This window comes from Microbacterium sp. CCNWLW41, assembly GCF_037083505.1.
In genome coordinates, this window is the sequence record NZ_JBAOJP010000003.1 from 396238 (window position 1) to 412188 (window position 15951).

The following is a 15951-nucleotide window of genomic DNA, read 5'->3' on the forward strand; positions in this document are numbered from 1 at the left end:
TGCGGTCACGCGGCCCGGTCAGCTCTCCCGGAGGCGGACGAGGCGCTCGTGCCCGTCCTCGGACAGCTCCGCCAGGTCGCCCCGCGACTTCAGGAAGTCGGAGAACGACCGGTAGCCGAGGGCCTTCTCACTGAACGACGGGTCCATGCGGCGCATCTGGGTCTTCACCGCGGAGCTGTGCAGCCATTCGTCGGCGTCGCCCTTGTCGTGTCCCAGACGCAGCGCCCGCTCCAGCGTCTTGGTCGCCTGGTCCTGGTCGGTGAGCGCGGGCGGGTCGGCGGGAGCGGGCGCCGTCTTGGCGGCGGGCGCCGTCTTGCCTCCGGTCGCCGGCGCCGCGGCCTTGGTCCTGGCGGTGCGCTTGGGCTCCGCCTTCGGCTCCTGCTTCGGCTCCGGCTGCGGCCGGGCGACGCCCGGGAGGGAGTCGTAGGCCTCGAACTCGTCGCACGCGGCCGCGAGGGACTTGGCGGTGGAGCCGGCCACGCCGATCCCGATCACGTAGCGGCCCAGGCGCTTGCACCGCTGCGCGAGCGGCACGTAGTCCGAGTCGCCCGCCACGATCACGACGTGGGTGAGCCCGGGCAGCCGGAACATGTCCTCGACGGCGTCGACGGCCAGGCGGATGTCCGCGCCGTTCTTCGCGTACGCCGCGGCGGGGAACAGCTGGACGAGGTCCACGGCCCGCGCGACGAGCTGCGAGCGGTAGTCGGCGTTGACGGGGGAGGACCAGTCCGCATACGCGCGGGTGAGCACGAGCGTGCCGAAGGAGGAGGCGTAGTCGATGATCGCCCCGACGTCGATCGCCGCGCGGGACAGCCTCTCGGCGACCTCGGCGTCGTTCGGGTCTTCCAGGATCCGTTGCCGGTCCTTGTTGTACGCGTTGCGCCCGTGGACCCGGTCGTACCAGGAGATGACGATGTTGTCGAAGTCCAGGTAGACGGCGACGCGGGTGTCCTGGGGGTCGGCCATGGGGTGCTCCTACGCGGTCTCGGAGGGGTATCGGACGCCGATCTGGGCGCGGATCTCGTCGAGGCACGCCATGATGGCCACGCTCTCGGCGACGGGGAGGAGGTCGCTGTCGAGGGTGCCCTCGGTGACGAAGCGCTCCGCGGCGCGCGCCTGGAACTGCATGCCGCGGCCGTCGACGGCGCCGTCGAACTCCTCGATCACGGTCCCGTCGGTGGCGGTCACGCGGAAGGTGGTCGGCGTGTACCAGACGCGGTCGATCTCGATCCGCGCCTTCGTGCCGACGATCGCGGCGGCGTTGGCACCGGCGCCGCGCGAGGACGACAGCGTCGTCGACACCGCTCCGCCCCCGTGGGTCATCACGGTGGCGACCTCGGCATCGGCGCCGTTGTCCAGGAGCCGTCCGACGGCCTTCACCGCGGTCGGCGCCCCGAGGACGTCCCACACGAACGAGATCGGGTAGATCCCGAGATCCAGGAGCGCGCCGCCGCCGAGCTCCAGCGCGTTGATCCGGTGGGCGGGGTCCGTCGGCAGGGACTGGGTGTGGTCCGCGGACACGGCGCGGATCTCCCCGAGCGTTCCCGCGGCGATGATCTCGCGGATCCGGGCCATGTGCGGCAGGTACCGCGTCCACATCGCCTCCATGACGAGCAGGCCCTTCTCCGCCGCGAGGGCGCGCAGCCCTTCCGCCTCGGCGGCGTTCACCGTGAACGCCTTCTCGACGAGGGCGTGCTTGCCGTGCTCCAGGGCGAGGCGGGCGTCGGCCGCGTGCATCGGATGCGGTGTCGCGACGTAGACGATGTCCACGTCGGGATCGGCCGCCAGCGCTTCGTAGGAGCCGTGTGCCCGCGGGATGCCGAAGCGGGCGGCGAACGCGTCGGCGGAGTCCTGCGAGCGGGATCCCACGGCGACGAGGTCCAGGCCCGCGGTGCGCAGGTCGGCGGCGAAGGCGGCGGCGATGCCGCCCGTGGCGAGGATGCCCCAACGAAGACCGGTCATGCATCCCAGCGTAGGGGCTGAGACAATGGAGCATGGCCGACTCCCTCCCCGGTTCCCCGCTGATCTCCGCCGTCGAGCTGCGTGAGCTCCTCGCCGCGGACGCCCCGGTCCGCCTGCTCGACGTGCGCTACCGCCTCGGCCACGACGACGGCCGGGAGCGCTACGCGGAGGGGCATCTGCCCGGGGCCGTGTTCGTGGATCTGGAACGCGAGCTCGCCGCGCACGGGGATCCCCGCGACGGGCGTCATCCGCTGCCGGAGGACGCGGATCTCGCGGAGGCCGTGCGCCGCTGGGGCGTGCGCGCCGAGGAGAGCGTCGTCGTCTACGACGACTCCCGCTCCCTCCCCGCCTCGCGGGCCTGGTGGGCGCTCACCCGCGCGGGACTCCGGGACGTCCGGGTGCTCGACGGCGGCCTGTCCGCGTGGCGGGCGATCGGCGGAGAGACGGAGCGGGGCGAGGTGATCCCCGCCCCCGGGGACGTCGAGCTGGGATCGCCCGGCACGGCCGACGTGCTCGACACCGATCAGGTCGCCCTCTGGACCGGCGTGCTCCTGGACGCCCGGGCCCCGGAGCGGTACCGCGGGGAGACCGAGCCCATCGACCCGGTCGCCGGGCACATCCCGGGCGCGCGGAACCTGCCGATCGCCGAGGTGCTCACCGAGGACGGGCGCTTCCGCGAGCCCGAGGAGATCGCGGACGCGTTCGAGGTCGCCGGCGCCGGGGAGAACATCCCGATCGCCGCCTACTGCGGCTCCGGGGTGACCGCCGCGCAGCTGGCACTCGCCGGCGCGCTCATCGGGCGCGAGGTCACGCTGTACCCGGGCTCGTGGAGCGCGTGGTCGAACACGCCCGGACTTCCCGTGGCCACGGGCGCGGACCCGGCGGAGGACGATCCGCTCGAGGGCTGATCGGCGCGGCATCGCGATTCGACACACGCTCGCCCGGGCGCGGCGTTTCGTCTCGTCGCTGCGCTCCTCGCTCAACGACCGGGGTGGCGGCTGTCGGCGGCACGGTGCCGGGTCAGAGCTCGGCGATGACCTCGCGCAACACGTCGGGGTCGTACCAGGGGATCTCGCCCCCGGCGAGGGCGTGGTAGCGCTCGTGGCCCTTCCCGAGGATCACGACGGTGTCGTCGGGGCGTGCCATCCGCACGGCCGCGGACATGGCCTCGCGCCGGTCGCCGATCTCCACGATCTCGGCGGACGACGAGCGAGCGCCGTCGATGAGCGCCGCACGGATATCGGCGGGATCGTCGTCGTACGGGTTGTCGTCGGTGACGATGAGCACGTCGGCCGTCATCGCCGCGAAACGGCCCATCATGCGCCGCTTGGCGGTGTCGCGATTGCCGTTCGCGCCGAGCACCGCGATGATCCGTCCCTGCGGGGAGGTGGTGCGGACGGCCCGCAGTGCCGCGGCGACCGCCTCCGGCTTGTGGGCGGAGTCGACGATCGCCGTGAAATCCTGCCCGAAGTCGAAGCGCTGGAGGCGCCCTTCGACGCTGGCGAGCTCGGCGATCCCGGCGGCCATGTCGGCGAGGGAGCGCCCGTCCTCGGCCAGCGCGGCGACCGCGGCGAGGATGTTGTTGACGTTGAAGGCTCCGGTGAGCTGCGTGCGGAACGGCACGGCCTCACCCTCGGGCGAGCGGACGAGGAAGCTCGATCCGTCCGGACGGAGCCGGATGTCCTCCGCGCGCCAGTCGGCGTCGGCGCCGGCGGCGGAGGTCGTGCGCACGGGGACGGTCGCCTGCGCGGCGAGCACGCGACCCCAGTGGGAATCGACGTCCACGATCCCGACCTTCGCGTGCTCCGGGGTGAGCAGCAGGGCCTTGGCAGCGAAGTAGTCGGCCTGGGTGGGATGGTAGTCGCGGTGGTCGTGGCCGAGGTTGAGGAAGATGCCCGCGTCGAACGCGAAGCCGTCCACGCGGCCCTGCACGAGCGCGTGACTGGACGCCTCGACCGCCGCCGTCGTCAGTCCCTGCTCGCGCATCACGGCGAACAGCGCCTGCAGCTCCGGGGCCTCCGGCGTCGTGAGCGTCGGCGGGAAGAGGACGTCGTGGATGGTCGTGCCGATGGATCCGATCGTGCCCGCCGAGTCCATCCCGGCGGCGGCCGCGACGTAGAACGCCGTGGTCGTCTTCCCCTGGGTGCCGGTGATGCCGACGGTGGTGAGGGCGTCGGCGGGGGAGCGGTAGAGGTGCACGGCGGCGGGCCCGACGGCACGGCGGGGATCCTCGACCACGAGGGTCGGCAGGGCGCCGTCGACGAGCGCGGCCCCCTCCACGTCCGTGAGGACGGCCGCCGCACCGGCCTGGAGCGCTCGATCGACGAAACGAGCCCCGTGCGCGCTCGCCCCGCGCAGAGCGACGAACAGGTCGCCGGGCCGCACGGCGTCGGTGGCGAGCGCCATGCCCGTGAAGGCCGTGGCCGGGCTCACCGGGGCGGGGACGATCTGGCTCGTCGCGGTGCGCAGCACGCCGGCGAGTTCGCCGAGCGTCGAGGAGAACCGCTCGACGGGGCGGGAGTCGAGGCGCGGCGTGGCGTAACTGGAGGCGGAGGGCATGACCTCCTGAGTCTACCGGCGCGTCCGCGCCCCGACCGGCGCGGCGTGCGGGCGCCGGAGCCTCACGACGCGCGCATGAACGCGGCGGCGGCGGCGACCAGGTCGTCGTCGGGCCGGACGCCGGTGTAGAGCACGAACTGCTCCAGCGCCTGGAGCGTGGCGACCTCTGCGCCGGTGATGATCCTCTTGCCCGCCGCACGGCCCACGGAGATCAGGGGGGTCTCCGCGGGGAGGGCGACCACGTCGAACACGGTCGCCGCGGCGTCGACGACGGACTCGGGGAAGGACAGCGCGTGCTCCTCCAGGCCGCCCGCCATGCCGATCGGGGTGACGTTGACGAGGATGTCGGCGGTGCGCTCGCCGAGGTCCGGCGCCCAGGCGAAGCCGTACAGGTCCGCCAGCGCGCGGCCGGCGCCCTCGGAACGGGCGACGATCGTCACCGCGCGGAAGCCGGCGTCCCGGAACGCCGCCGCCGTCGCCTTCGCCATGCCGCCCGAGCCGCGCAGGAGCACGGTGGCGGCCGGATCCAGGCGGTTGCGCGCGATCAGGGTCGCGATGGCCGAGTAGTCGGTGTTGTACGCCGTGAGGACGCCGTCGTCGTTGACGATCGTGTTGACCGAGTCGATCGCCGAGGCGGAGGCGTCCATCCGGTCCACGAGGGCGATCACGTCCTCCTTGTACGGCATCGAGATCGCGCAGCCGCGGATGCCCAGCCCGCGCACCCCCGCGAGCGCCTGCGCGAGGTCCGTGGGCGCGAAGGCCTTGTAGATCCAGTTCATCCCCAGCTCCTCATAGAGGAAGTTGTGGAAGCGGGTCCCGTTGTTGCTCGGCCGTGCGGACAGCGAGATGCACAGCGTCATGTCCTTGTTCAGGATGGGCATGCGCCCAGGCTACCCGCGCGCCGTCCCGCTGGCGTCGTCGCGGGCCGCTCACCGACCGGCGGCGAGGGCGTGATCCAGATCGGCGATGAGGTCGGCGGGGTCCTCGATGCCGATCGAGAGCCGGAGCGTCGTGGCGCCGATCCCCGCCGCGGCGCGCTGCTCGGCGTTCAGGTGCGAGTGGGTCATGGACGCCGGGTGGGCGACGAGACTGCGTGCGTCGCCGATGTTCGCCACCAGGCGGATGACGCGCAGCGCGTCCACGACCTCCTCGACCCGGCGTCGGTCCCCGTCCGGCGTGCCGGTGGGGGCGAGGTCGATCGAGAAGACCGAGGGAACGCCGCGCGGGAGGTAGCGCTCGGCGAGCGCGTGCCAGCGGTTGTCCGCCAGCCCGGGGTGATGCACCGCGGCGACGGCCGGGTGCGCGGCCAGGTGCTCGGCGATCCGCAGCGCGGAGGCCGACTGCCGGGAGACGCGCAGATCGAGGGTCTCGATCCCGAGGAGGATCTGGTGCGCGTTGAACGGGGAGAGGGACGGGCCCAGGTCGTGCACGTACTTCGACTTCACCAGGGTCGCGAACGCGAATCCCGGGCCGAACCGGTCCCACAGCACGAGGTCGCCGAACCGGGCGTACGGCGCGGTGAACTGCGGCCACCTCTCCGGCTCCGCGCCGAAGTCGAAGCTGCCGAGGTCGACGGCCACGCCGCCGAGCGACGTGCCGTGCCCGCTGAGGAACTTCGTGGCGGAGTGCACCACGAAGTCCGCGCCGTGCTCGCCCGGGCGGATCAGGTACGGGGTTCCGACGGTGTTGTCGATGACGAGCGGGACGCCGGCCGCGTGGGCGATGTCGGCGACCGCGCGGACGTCGAGGACCTGGGCGACGGGGTTCGCGACGGACTCGGCGAAGAACACCCGCGTCTCCGGGGTGACGGCGGCGCGCCAGGCCTCGGGATCGTCCTGGTCGACGAACGTGACCCCGATCCCGAAGTCGTCGAACGTCTCCTGCAGGAGGTCGACCGAGCCGCCGTAGAGCTGGTGCGCGGCGACGATGTGCCCGCGGCGTCCGGCCAGCGCGAGGAGGGTGACGGCGACGGCGGCCTGCCCCGAGGCGACCGCGACCGCCGAGACCCCGCCCTCGAGCGACGCGACGCGCTCCTCGAGGAGCTGCTGAGTGGGGCTGGCGTTGCGGCTGTAGATGTTGCCGACCCGGCGCAGGGCGAAGAGATCCGCCGCCTCGGCCAGGGAGGAGAACTCGTAGGCCGCCGACTGGTACAGCGGGGGCACGGCGGTGTTCTGCGCCTGGCCGGGGACGTATCCGGCCTGGATCTGCCGCGTGGCGAAGCGCGTCCCGGGCGCGGTCCCGGTGCCGTCGGTGTCGGTGGTCACGGCGCTATCCTCCCGCGCCGTGTCCGCGGACCCCGAGACGTGTGTCGAACTGTTGCACCGTCGGGCTCTCATCCCCTCCGGTCGGCCCGGCCGGGTGGATCCCTTGGCGCGGAGAACCGCCGTCCCGGCGGACTCCTTCGCGGGTTCCGTCCGTGGGAACGGTGTTTCTCCGCGCTTGGCGCGGCGGGGCGTGGGCGGCGGCGCGAGGGGATCAGGGGATGAGGATGATCTTGCCCCGGGCGGCGTGCGCCTCGACGAGCCGGTGCGCCTCGGCGGCCTCGGCGAGCGGGAGCTCGGGGCCGAACTCGACGGAGAACCGGTCGTCGGCGATCAGCGCGATCGTCTCCGCGAGGGCCTCCGCGCGCCACGCCTGCTCCTGCTCGGTGAGGGGCACCGGGCTTCCTCCGCTGAACGCGCGGATCCCGAACGAGGCGGCGTCCGGACCGCGCACGATGGTCGCGATCCGGTCTCGGTCCGCGACCAGGGAGAGGGACGTCTCGATCGCCTCGTCGGTGCCGGCGTTGTCCAGCGCCACGGTCGGCGCGGTGAGCCCCGCCTCGGCGAGGGCGGCGCGGACGCGGTCCTCGAGCCCGTCCCCGTAGGCGACGGGGATCGCCCCCAGCTCGCGCAGGCGCTCGTGCGTGGCGGGGCTGCCGGTGGCGACGACCGATGCGCCCCACGCCACGGCGAACTGGATCGCCGCCTGCCCGACGGCGCCGGACCCAGCGTGCAGCAGGAGGACGTCGCCGGATCCCACGCCGAGCGACCTCAGCGACTGATAGGCGGTGCCGGCGGGGATGCCGAGGGCGGCACCCTCGGCGGCGGTGACCGCGTCCGGAAGGGCGGCGAGATGCGCGACGGGCACGACGAGCGCGCTCGCGTAGGTGCCCAGCGTCTCGCGGATCGCGACCCGGTCGCCCACGGCGTACTCCGTCACGCCGTCGCCGACGGCCGACACCGTGCCGGCCCCGTCGAAGCCGACCCGCCGCGGCGCCGTGAGCGGAGGCAGCGGCCGCACGCCGCCGCGCTGCTTGGCGTCGATCGGGTTGACCCCGGCGGCCTCGATCCGCACCGCGACCTCGCCCGGCCCGGGCTCCGGCTCCGGGATCTCGACGAGGGTCAGGACATCCGGTCCGCCGATGGCGGAGTGCACGATCGCGTGAGCCATGACGCCAGGCTAACGCGGGTTCGGGGCGCGTTCGCCGGATTCGGGGCTCGTCGTGGGGGAGATCGACCCCGGATCCCGCCCCGAAACCAAAACCGGGATCAGCGGGACGCGAGCGCCTTCGCGATGCGCTGCGGGGATACGGGCTGCGCGGTGCCGAGTCGCTGGGCGAAGACGCTCACCCGGTACTCCTCCAGCAGCCAGCGCACCTCGACGAGCGCTTCCGGGGTGCCGGGGGAGAGCGGGATCGTCCCGCCCGCGTCGGTGTAGAGCGCCGCCACGCGCTCATACTCCGTCATGCGCGCGCGGTCCTTGCCCGGGGCCTCCGCGAGGGTCTTCAGCCGGTCGAGCATGGCCTCCAGGTATCTCGGCAGGTGCGTGAGCCGGTCGACGCCGGTGGACGTGACGAAGCCCGGCGGGAGAAGGCCCGCGAGCTGGGTGCGGACGTCGTTCAGCGGGCCGAGCAGCGCGAGGGAGTTCTGCTGCTTGATCGCGCGCTCGACGTCCCGCGAGCGGGTGAGGATCCGCGCGACCAGCGAGACGCAGGCGAACAGGCGGTCGACGATGGCCGAGGAGACAACGTCGCGGACCCGCGCGAACTCCTCCGCGGTCCGGACGACGCCGGATCCCTCCGCGCCGCCCGTCCCGGTCGCCTCGTCGATCAGCGCGCGGACGACGGCGGCACGGCAGTCCTCGATCAGGGCGGCGACGGACGCGTACGGCGAGGCGGCCAGCGCGAGCTTCTCGGCGCTGGTGAGATGCTCCTGCACGTACGAGACCGGCGAGGGCACCGCGAGCAGGACGAGGCGGAGGACCCCGTCGCGGGTGGCGGCGAGGGCGGCGTCGGCGGTCGCCTCGACGCGCACTGCCACGCTCTTGCCCTCGTCGACCAGCGCCGGGTAGCCGCGGACGACCCCGCCGGCCACACGCGTGTCCAGGACCTCCGGCAGCGCGCCCCCGACGGCCGCCGCGACCCCGTCCCAGGTGGCGATCCCCGATCGCTCGATCCCCGCACGCGCGCCGGGTCCCGCCGGTCCCGCTTCGGCGACGCGGGCGGCCCCGGCGGGACCCGCGGCCTTGGCGACCGAGCGGGCGACGCTGCTGCGGGAACGGTCGGCGAGGCGGGACTGCAGCTCGCCCAGGTCCCGGCCGGATCCGACCACGCGACCGCGCTCGTCCACGGCGCGGAAGTTCATCCGCAGGTGGCCGGGGACGCGGTCCTGGTCGAAGTCCGCCGTCGAGACCGGCTGGTTCGCCAGCGGCTGCACGAGTTTCGCGAGCGCCTCGGTGAGGCTTCGTTCGGGGAGGCCGCCGTGGTGCTCCGGACCGCTCGCCGCGAGCTCCTGGCCGAAGCGATCCGCCCAGTCGGCGGCGGGGACGACGTGACGGCGGATCGCCTTCGGGAGGGCGCGCAGCAGAGCGGTCACCAGCTCGGCGCGCAGGCCGGGGACCTGCCAGTCGAACCCCGTGTCGCGGATCTGCTGGAGCAGGGCCAGCGGGATCACCACGCTCACGCCGTCGTCGGGCGCCCCGGGCTCGAAGCGGTACGCCAGTCCCAGCACCTGGTCGCCCTGCGTCCAGCGGGTCGGGAACTCGCCCTGGTCGGCGCGTCCGTCGTCGTCGAGCAGGTCGCCCTCGCGCATGACGAGCAGCTTCGGCGTCGTCGCGAGCGCCTCGCGCCACCAGGACTCGAAGGAGCGGACGTCGAAGACCTCTGCCGGGATCCGCTCGTCGTAGAAGCGGAAGACGGCCTCGTCCCCGGCGAGGATGTCCCGACGCCGCTCGCGCTCCTCGAGCTTCTCCAGCCGGCGCCGCAGCTCCGCGTTGCTCCGCCAGAACGCGCTCACCCGCTTGTCGAGGCGGGACGGATCCCACTCGCCGTCGACGAGGGCGTGTCGCACGAACAGCTCCCGTGCGCCGGCGCGGTCGATGCGGGCGAACTGCACGCGCCGGCGCGGGATGATCTCGACCCCGAACAGGGTCACCTTCTCGAACGCGACGGCGGACCCGGCGTCCTTGGACCAGTGCGGCTCGGAGACCTGGCGCTTGGCGAGGCCCCCGGCCAGGCTCTCGGCCCACGCCGGGTCGATCGCCGCCACCGTCCGGGCGAAGGTCCGCGACGTCTCCACCACCTCGGCGGCCATGACCGCCTGCGGCGACTTCTTTCGCAGCGCCGAGCCGGGGAAGATCGAGAACCGGATGCCGCGCGCGCCGCGGTACTCCGCGATCCTCCGGCGCTGCTCCTTGGACGGGGTCTTGGTCGGCCCCTTGGCGGCCGTGCGCTCGTCCAGGACCCCGATCTGCGAGAGGAGCCCCGCCAGGAGTGCGCGGTGCACGGCGTCCGGATCGGCGGTGCCCGTCGCGTCCGGGGACTCCTCTTTGCGGTCCCGCGGCAGGAGGGAGCGCAGCTGACGGTGCACGTCGAACCACTCCCGCACGCGGACGTAGTTCAGGTGCTCGCTGCGGCACAGCCGCCGGAACGCGCTCGACCCGAGCGCGCGCTGCTGCTCGCGCAGGTGGTTCCAGAGGTTGAGGAGGGTCAGGAAGTCGCTCGTCGGGTCCGCGAACCGGGCGTGCGCGCGGTCGGCCTCGTCCCGGACCCCCTGCGGCGCCTCGGCCGAGGGGCGCTCGCGGACGTCCTGGATCGACATCCCCGCGACGATGGCGAGCACGTCGCGCGACACCCGCGGGCCGGCGGACCGTGCTTCCACCAGCATCCGCGCGAAGCGCGGATCGATCGGCATGCGGGCGATCTCGCGCCCGATGCGGGTCAGCCGCGGCGCGTCCTCGGCTCCCCGGCCCGACGGCGCCGACACGGCGCCGAGCTCGACCAGCAGGTCGAACGCGGCGCGGACGCCTCGCGCGTCGGGAGGGGTGAGGAAGGGGAAACGGGCGATGTCGCCGAACCCCAGGCTCAGCATCTGCAGGACGACGGAGGCGAGGGAGGTGCGCAGGATCTCCGGCTCCGTGTACTCCGGTCGCCGCGCGTAGTCGTCCTCGCTGTAGAGGCGGATCGCGATGCCGGAGCTCGTGCGGCCCGCGCGGCCGGAGCGCTGTGCAGCCGAGGCCTGGGAGATCGCCTCGATCGGGAGGCGCTGCACCTTCGAGCGGTTGCTGTAGCGCGAGATGCGGGCGGTCCCGGTGTCCACGACGTACTTGATGCCGGGGACGGTGAGGCTCGTCTCGGCGACGTTGGTGGCGAGGATCACGCGGCGCCGGAGCCCGGCGACCGAGGAGCGCTCGAACACCCGGTGCTGCTCCGCGGCGGAGAGTCGGCCGTAGAGCGGCAGGACCTCGGTGGGGGCGCGGTCGCCGGCGTACGCGGCGCGCACGGCGTCGGCCGCGTCGCGGATCTCGGCCTCGCCCGGGAGGAACACGAGCACGTCCCCGGGGGCCTCCCGGTCCAGCTCCCGCAGCGCCGAGACGATCGCGGACACCTCGTCGGCCGGTTCGGCGGCCGGTGCGCTCGCCTCCTCGGCGTCGTCCGCCAGTGGCCGGTAGCGGATCTCCACCGGGAAGGTCCGGCCGGAGACCTCGATCACCGGCGCGGGCGTCGGCTGGCCCTCCGGCTCCGCGGGAGGGGCGGCGAAATGTCGTGCGAAGCTCTCCGGGTCGATGGTCGCGGAGGTGATGACGACCTTCAGATCGGGGCGCTCCGGAAGGATCCTGTGCAGGTACCCGAGGAGGAAGTCGACGTTGAGGGAGCGTTCGTGCGCCTCGTCGATGATGATCGTGTCGTACCGGCGCAGCAGCCGGTCGCGGTGGATCTCGTTGAGGAGGATCCCGTCCGTCATCAGCGCGATCCGCGTGTCGGCGGACACCTGGTCGGTGAAGCGGACCTTGTAGCCGACGAGGCCGCCGAGCTCCACGTCCAGCTCCTCGGCCACGCGCTCCGCGATCGTGCGGGCGGCGAGCCGCCGCGGCTGGGTGTGCGCGATGCGCTCGCGCCCCAGCTCCAGGCAGATCTTCGGCAGCTGCGTCGTCTTGCCCGATCCGGTGGCGCCCGCGACCACGACCACCTGGTGGTCGCGGATGGCGGCGGCGATCTCGTCGCGCGCCGCGCTGACCGGCAGCTCCGGCGGGTACGTGATCACGGGAAGGGGCGCAGACATAGCCCTCCAGCCTATCGCGCCGTGCCGCGCACGCCGCAGCCGTCACACGAGCGCGGGGTCCGTCGTGAAGGTCACGGTGATCCAGTGGTTCGGGTCGCCGTCTCCGAGCTCCGCGACCGCTCGCCGACGGATCAGGTCCCAGTCCTCCAGCGTGCGCGCGTCGAGCCCCGCGGGGACGAGGAAGGCGATCTCGATCTGACGCGAACGGCCGACCTGGGCGGTGTACACGTGTGCGGAGCGGAAGCCGTGCTCCGCGACGATCCGGTCGGCGACGCTCTCCGCCTCGTCACGGAGCACCGAGGGCGTGGCGAGGGTGATCTCCGAGAACGCGCGCCGCAGCGTCCCGAACGGGACGGGCATCAGGACGCACGCCACGATCGCCAGGATCGCAGGGTCCACGTAGGACGCCAGGTGCGCGAGCGGCGTGCCTTCGATGAGCGCTCCGACCGCGAAGGCGATCAACAGGGCCGCGGTCACGCCACCGGTCATGATCCACCCCTTGACGTCCATCGCGACGAGGGCGGATCGGACCCGGCGGTTGGCGCGGTGCTCGACGATCGCGAAGGTCGTCGTGAGGACGAGGGTGATCGCCGCGTACAGGACCGCCGGACCGAATTCCACTGTCCGTCCGCCGTCGAAGAGGGCCAGAACGGCTTGCACGAGCGCATAGCCGGCGATCGCCATCAGGGTGAGCGCGTTGATCGCCAGCACCAGCGGCTCCAGATGCCAGAAGCCCATGCTGAAGCGTCGGGAAGGCCTTGCGCGAGCGAGCGGGCGATGAGGCCGGCCACCCGGATCGACAGGATCGACATCATCGCGTCGACGAGGGAGATCATCCCGTCGAAGGCGATGGCGAAGGATCCCGAGACGATGCCGAACCCGATCCCGAGCGCGGAGACGAGCAGCACTCCGGCCAGCGAGAGGATGAGCGTCTGACGTTCTGTATGCATGATTCCCCCTTTTTCTCGGCTGTTCCCGGCCATGGGTGGGGGTACCCGTGCGAACTCTCGGGGCACACCCTATCGCGACTTCGCGCTCGTCCGTCCGGTCCTCCGGCCTCCGCTGGGGTCCGTGGCGGTTGACTCGCAAACAACTTTGCGTTACAAAGTTAACGGCGCCGGGTTCCCGACGTCGGATCGGAGGAGGCCGAGATGTCGGAGAACGACGAGGGTGATGCGCCGCTCAGCCCGGAGCGGATGCTCGCGCTGCTGGAGGACCAGCAGCGCACCGTGACGGGCCGGATGGCGGCGTTCGTGCCGTGGATCCTGGCGAGCTGGGGTGTGGCGTGGCTGGCGGGCTTCCTCGTGCTCTGGTCCGATGCGAGCGGGCGTCCGATCGGGCAGCCGCCGTCCGCCGTCGCTGCGATCGTGTTCGCCGCGCTCCTCGTCGCCGCCGGGGCCGTCTCCGCGGTCCTGGGCGTGCGGTCGGGGCGGGGCACGCGAGGGACCCGCGAGTCGGCCGTGATCGGGATCGTCTACGGCAACCTGTGGTGGCTGGGGAGCCTCGCCGTCTGGGCGATCGGTCAGGCGCTGGTGCGCGCGGGCATGCCCGCGGACGCGCTCGGCACGTTCTATCCCGCCGTCTTCATCTTCTACGCGGGGATCATGTACGTGATGTCCGGGCTCATCTGGAAGGCCTATCCGATGATGGTCCTCGGGGTGTGGTCCGTGGTCGTGAGCGCTGTTGGGGCCTTCCTGCCCCCGCCGGCGCACTACCTGCTCTACGCGTTCGCCGGGGGAGGGGCGTTCCTGCTCGTCGCGCTCTGGAGCGCCTGGTGGGTGGGCCGGGCCCGACGCCGGGTGGCCGACGCGGGAGCGCGCTGATGGACGACCTCGACCCGGTGATCCACGCCCAGGCGCGGCTGCGGATCGTCGCCGCGCTCGCGACGCTGGACCCGGCGGACCAGATCACCTTCCCCCGGCTCCAAGAGCTGCTGGACATGACCGCCGGCAACCTGTCGACGCACCTGCGAAAGCTCGAGGAGGCGGAGTACGTCACCGTCGACAAGACCCACCGCGGCCGCACGCCGGTCACCTACATCGCCCTGTCCCGGCGCGGTCGCCGCGCCTTCGAGGACTACACCGCGCGACTGCGCGAGCTGCTGGGAGGAGCATCATGAGCGCCACGTCAGCGGGGTCCCTCGCCTCGTTCGATCGGGTGACCCGCCGCTTCGGCACGATGACCGCCGTGGACGACGTGTCGCTCGAGATCCCGGAGGGACAGATCCTGGGGCTCCTCGGGCCCAACGGGGCCGGGAAGTCCACGATGCTGTCCCTGCTCCAGGGACTGCGCCGCCCCACCTCGGGACGGGTCGCGTTGTTCGGAGGGAATCCCGCCGACCCGCGGACCCGGATGCGACTGGGGTGCACACCGCAGGAGACGGCGCTGCCGGAGACGCTGCGGGTGGGCGAGGTGCTCGACTTCGTCGGACGCCACTTCGAGGAGCGCGTGCCCACCGTGGAGCTCGCCGAGCAGTTCGGCTTCCGTGATCTGCTGCGGCGCCAGACCGGCGGGCTCTCGGGCGGGCAGAGGCGCCGGATCAGCGTCGCGCTCGCCTTCGTCGGCGCTCCGCGGCTCGTGCTCCTCGACGAGCCCACGACCGGCCTCGACGTCGACGCCCGGCGCGTGCTGTGGGAGGCGATCCGCGAACGCCACGCGCAGGGGGCGACGGTCGTCGTCACCAGCCACTACCTGGAGGAGATCGAGGCGCTCGCCCACCGCGTCGTGGTGGTCGACCGCGGGCGGCTCGTCGCGGACGACTCGCTGCACGGGGTGCTGGGACGCGTCGCCCGGTCCCGGGTGACCCTGCGCACGTCCGAGCCGGAGGTGGTCGCGGCGCTGGCCGAGGACGCCGCCGGCTCCCTGGACGCGGAGTCGGGGGAGCTGACCGTCATGGTCGGCGACGCCGACGGCTTCGTCCGCCGGCTCGTCGCGAGCGGGATCGACTTCTCGGGGCTCGGCGTGCGCGGGGCGACGCTGGAGGAGGCGTTCCTCGCTCTGACCTCGCCGGCGGGCGCCGATCCGTCCTCGTTCCGGGCCGATCCGTCCTCGTCCAGAAAGGAGGGCGTCCGATGAGCGTCGCCTCGCTGACCGCCGTCCACGCCAAGTACAGCCTTCTGGAGACGCTGCGCGTCCCGATCGCGGTGATCGGCACGATCGCGTTCCCCGCGCTCGCCCTGCTCTTCTTCGTCGTCCCGAATCGCGCGGTCGCCGACGACCCGTCGTTCGCGACGCAGGCGATCGTGTCCATGGGGGTGTTCGCCGTGATGTCGAACGGATTGTTCTCCTTCGGGCTGACGATCGCGGAGAACCGGGCCAAGCCGTGGGATCCGTATCTGCGGACGCTGCCCGCTCCCGGGATCGCGCGGGTGCTCGCGCACGTCTTCTCGACCGGCGCTCTGGGGCTGCTGGCCCTCCTGCCCGTCGTCCTGATCGGCGCCGTGGCGACGAGGGCCGAGGTCGAGCCGTGGCGAGTGCTGGCCGGGCTCGCGGCCGTCGCGGTGTCGGCGTTGCCGTTCATGCTGATCGGCACCTGCATCGGCTACGCGATGTCGCAGAAGGCGGCCATCGCCGTGGTGCAGGTCGTGATGTTCGGGCTGGCGTTCGCGGGCGGACTGTTCCTGCCGCCGATCCTGTTCGCGGACTGGCTGGACGTGCTGTCGCGGTTCTTCCCGTCGCGTCAGGCCAGGGAGTTCGTGATCTGGGCCGTGCAGGGCGGGGACCTGCCCTGGTGGTCCTGGACGGGGATCCTCGTGTGGACCGCGGTGTTCCTCGCCCTCGCTCTGCTGCTGTTCCGCCGCGACGAGGGGCGCCGGTTCCGCTGAGTGGTGCCGCGGCGCCCGCCGGTTCGGGTCGGGCGGGCGCCGCGGGGTCGTGAGGTCGGTTCCCG

The 15951-nt window shown here is 73.0% G+C and carries 13 protein-coding genes and 1 pseudogene; 5 read left to right on the forward strand and 9 right to left on the reverse strand.

Translation table 11 applies throughout. The features are described from left to right. Positions 1–18 precede the first annotated feature (18 nt). Together V6R91_RS13560 and V6R91_RS13565 are read right to left on the reverse strand one after the other, a co-directional pair. Positions 19–966 (reverse strand): NYN domain-containing protein, encoded by a 948-nt coding sequence (locus tag V6R91_RS13560; RefSeq protein ID WP_067248308.1) that lies wholly within the window; start codon positions 964–966, stop codon positions 19–21. Positions 967–975: 9 nt separating this feature from the next. Next, the gene (locus tag V6R91_RS13565; RefSeq protein ID WP_067248310.1) at positions 976–1962 is read right to left on the reverse strand and encodes a Gfo/Idh/MocA family protein; all 987 of its coding nucleotides are present in this window, start codon (positions 1960–1962) and stop codon (positions 976–978) included. A gap of 32 nt (positions 1963–1994) precedes the next feature. Here V6R91_RS13565 and V6R91_RS13570 point away from each other — a divergent pair, with 32 nt between their 5' ends. Then, positions 1995–2870, forward strand: coding sequence for a sulfurtransferase (locus tag V6R91_RS13570; RefSeq protein WP_067248314.1), 876 nt, complete (start codon positions 1995–1997; stop codon positions 2868–2870). Between the two features lie 112 nt (positions 2871–2982). On the opposite strand, the gene V6R91_RS13575 is transcribed toward V6R91_RS13570, so the two are convergent. The 7 genes and pseudogenes from V6R91_RS13575 to V6R91_RS13605 form a co-directional block, all read right to left on the reverse strand. Then, a complete protein-coding gene (locus V6R91_RS13575) occupies positions 2983–4521 on the reverse strand; it encodes a UDP-N-acetylmuramoyl-L-alanyl-D-glutamate--2,6-diaminopimelate ligase (protein ID WP_336395736.1) in 1539 nt (512 codons plus the stop codon). A 62-nt stretch (positions 4522–4583) separates the two neighbouring features. Then, positions 4584–5402, reverse strand: a complete 819-nt coding sequence (locus V6R91_RS13580) for a shikimate 5-dehydrogenase (protein ID WP_336395737.1) — start codon at positions 5400–5402, stop codon at positions 4584–4586. Between the two features lie 48 nt (positions 5403–5450). Next, positions 5451–6785 (reverse strand): O-acetylhomoserine aminocarboxypropyltransferase/cysteine synthase family protein, encoded by a 1335-nt coding sequence (locus V6R91_RS13585; protein ID WP_336395738.1) that lies wholly within the window; start codon positions 6783–6785, stop codon positions 5451–5453. A 211-nt stretch (positions 6786–6996) separates the two neighbouring features. Next, entirely contained in the window at positions 6997–7953 is a 957-nt protein-coding gene (locus tag V6R91_RS13590; protein ID WP_336395739.1) for a quinone oxidoreductase family protein, read from the reverse strand. A gap of 98 nt (positions 7954–8051) precedes the next feature. After that, positions 8052–12062, reverse strand: a pseudogene (gene hrpA, locus V6R91_RS13595) (ATP-dependent RNA helicase HrpA); the annotation flags it as partial. Positions 12063–12104: 42 nt separating this feature from the next. Beyond that, positions 12105–12800 (reverse strand): cation diffusion facilitator family transporter, encoded by a 696-nt coding sequence (locus V6R91_RS13600; protein ID WP_336395741.1) that lies wholly within the window; start codon positions 12798–12800, stop codon positions 12105–12107. Then, complete coding sequence (locus V6R91_RS13605; protein WP_336395742.1) at positions 12746–13012, reverse strand: hypothetical protein; 267 nt, start codon at positions 13010–13012, stop codon at positions 12746–12748. Before V6R91_RS13605 ends, V6R91_RS13600 begins: the two co-directional genes overlap by 55 nt. A gap of 201 nt (positions 13013–13213) precedes the next feature. Between V6R91_RS13605 and V6R91_RS13610 the strand changes: the two genes are divergently transcribed. From V6R91_RS13610 to V6R91_RS13625, 4 genes are read left to right on the forward strand one after another with little or no spacing between them, the layout of a single operon-like run. Beyond that, positions 13214–13885 carry a hypothetical protein gene (locus tag V6R91_RS13610; RefSeq protein ID WP_271061755.1) on the forward strand — a complete coding sequence of 224 codons (672 nt, stop codon included), beginning with the start codon at positions 13214–13216 and terminating at the stop codon, positions 13883–13885. Further along, positions 13885–14181, forward strand: a complete 297-nt coding sequence (locus V6R91_RS13615) for a transcriptional regulator (protein ID WP_336395743.1) — start codon at positions 13885–13887, stop codon at positions 14179–14181. The genes V6R91_RS13610 and V6R91_RS13615 overlap by 1 nt, the downstream gene beginning before the upstream one ends. Next, positions 14178–15137, forward strand: a complete 960-nt coding sequence (locus V6R91_RS13620) for an ABC transporter ATP-binding protein (protein ID WP_336395744.1) — start codon at positions 14178–14180, stop codon at positions 15135–15137. The genes V6R91_RS13615 and V6R91_RS13620 overlap by 4 nt, the downstream gene beginning before the upstream one ends. Next, positions 15134–15886, forward strand: coding sequence for an ABC transporter permease (locus tag V6R91_RS13625; RefSeq protein WP_067248344.1), 753 nt, complete (start codon positions 15134–15136; stop codon positions 15884–15886). Before V6R91_RS13620 ends, V6R91_RS13625 begins: the two co-directional genes overlap by 4 nt. Positions 15887–15951 lie beyond the last annotated feature (65 nt).

Bases quoted from the DNA above. Each gene is read 5' to 3' on its own strand.
- V6R91_RS13570 (WP_067248314.1), top strand. From the start codon at position 1,995: ATGGCCGACTCCCTCCCCGGTTCCCCGCTGATCTCCGCCGTCGAGCTG.
- V6R91_RS13625 (WP_067248344.1), top strand. From the start codon at position 15,134: ATGAGCGTCGCCTCGCTGACCGCCGTCCACGCCAAGTACAGCCTTCTG.
- V6R91_RS13620 (WP_336395744.1), top strand. From the start codon at position 14,178: ATGAGCGCCACGTCAGCGGGGTCCCTCGCCTCGTTCGATCGGGTGACC.
- V6R91_RS13600 (WP_336395741.1), bottom strand. From the start codon at position 12,800: ATGGGCTTCTGGCATCTGGAGCCGCTGGTGCTGGCGATCAACGCGCTC.
- V6R91_RS13610 (WP_271061755.1), top strand. From the start codon at position 13,214: ATGTCGGAGAACGACGAGGGTGATGCGCCGCTCAGCCCGGAGCGGATG.
- V6R91_RS13560 (WP_067248308.1), bottom strand. From the start codon at position 966: ATGGCCGACCCCCAGGACACCCGCGTCGCCGTCTACCTGGACTTCGAC.
- V6R91_RS13590 (WP_336395739.1), bottom strand. From the start codon at position 7,953: ATGGCTCACGCGATCGTGCACTCCGCCATCGGCGGACCGGATGTCCTG.
- V6R91_RS13605 (WP_336395742.1), bottom strand. From the start codon at position 13,012: ATGCATACAGAACGTCAGACGCTCATCCTCTCGCTGGCCGGAGTGCTG.
- V6R91_RS13580 (WP_336395737.1), bottom strand. From the start codon at position 5,402: ATGCCCATCCTGAACAAGGACATGACGCTGTGCATCTCGCTGTCCGCA.
- V6R91_RS13615 (WP_336395743.1), top strand. From the start codon at position 13,885: ATGGACGACCTCGACCCGGTGATCCACGCCCAGGCGCGGCTGCGGATC.
- V6R91_RS13575 (WP_336395736.1), bottom strand. From the start codon at position 4,521: ATGCCCTCCGCCTCCAGTTACGCCACGCCGCGCCTCGACTCCCGCCCC.
- V6R91_RS13565 (WP_067248310.1), bottom strand. From the start codon at position 1,962: ATGACCGGTCTTCGTTGGGGCATCCTCGCCACGGGCGGCATCGCCGCC.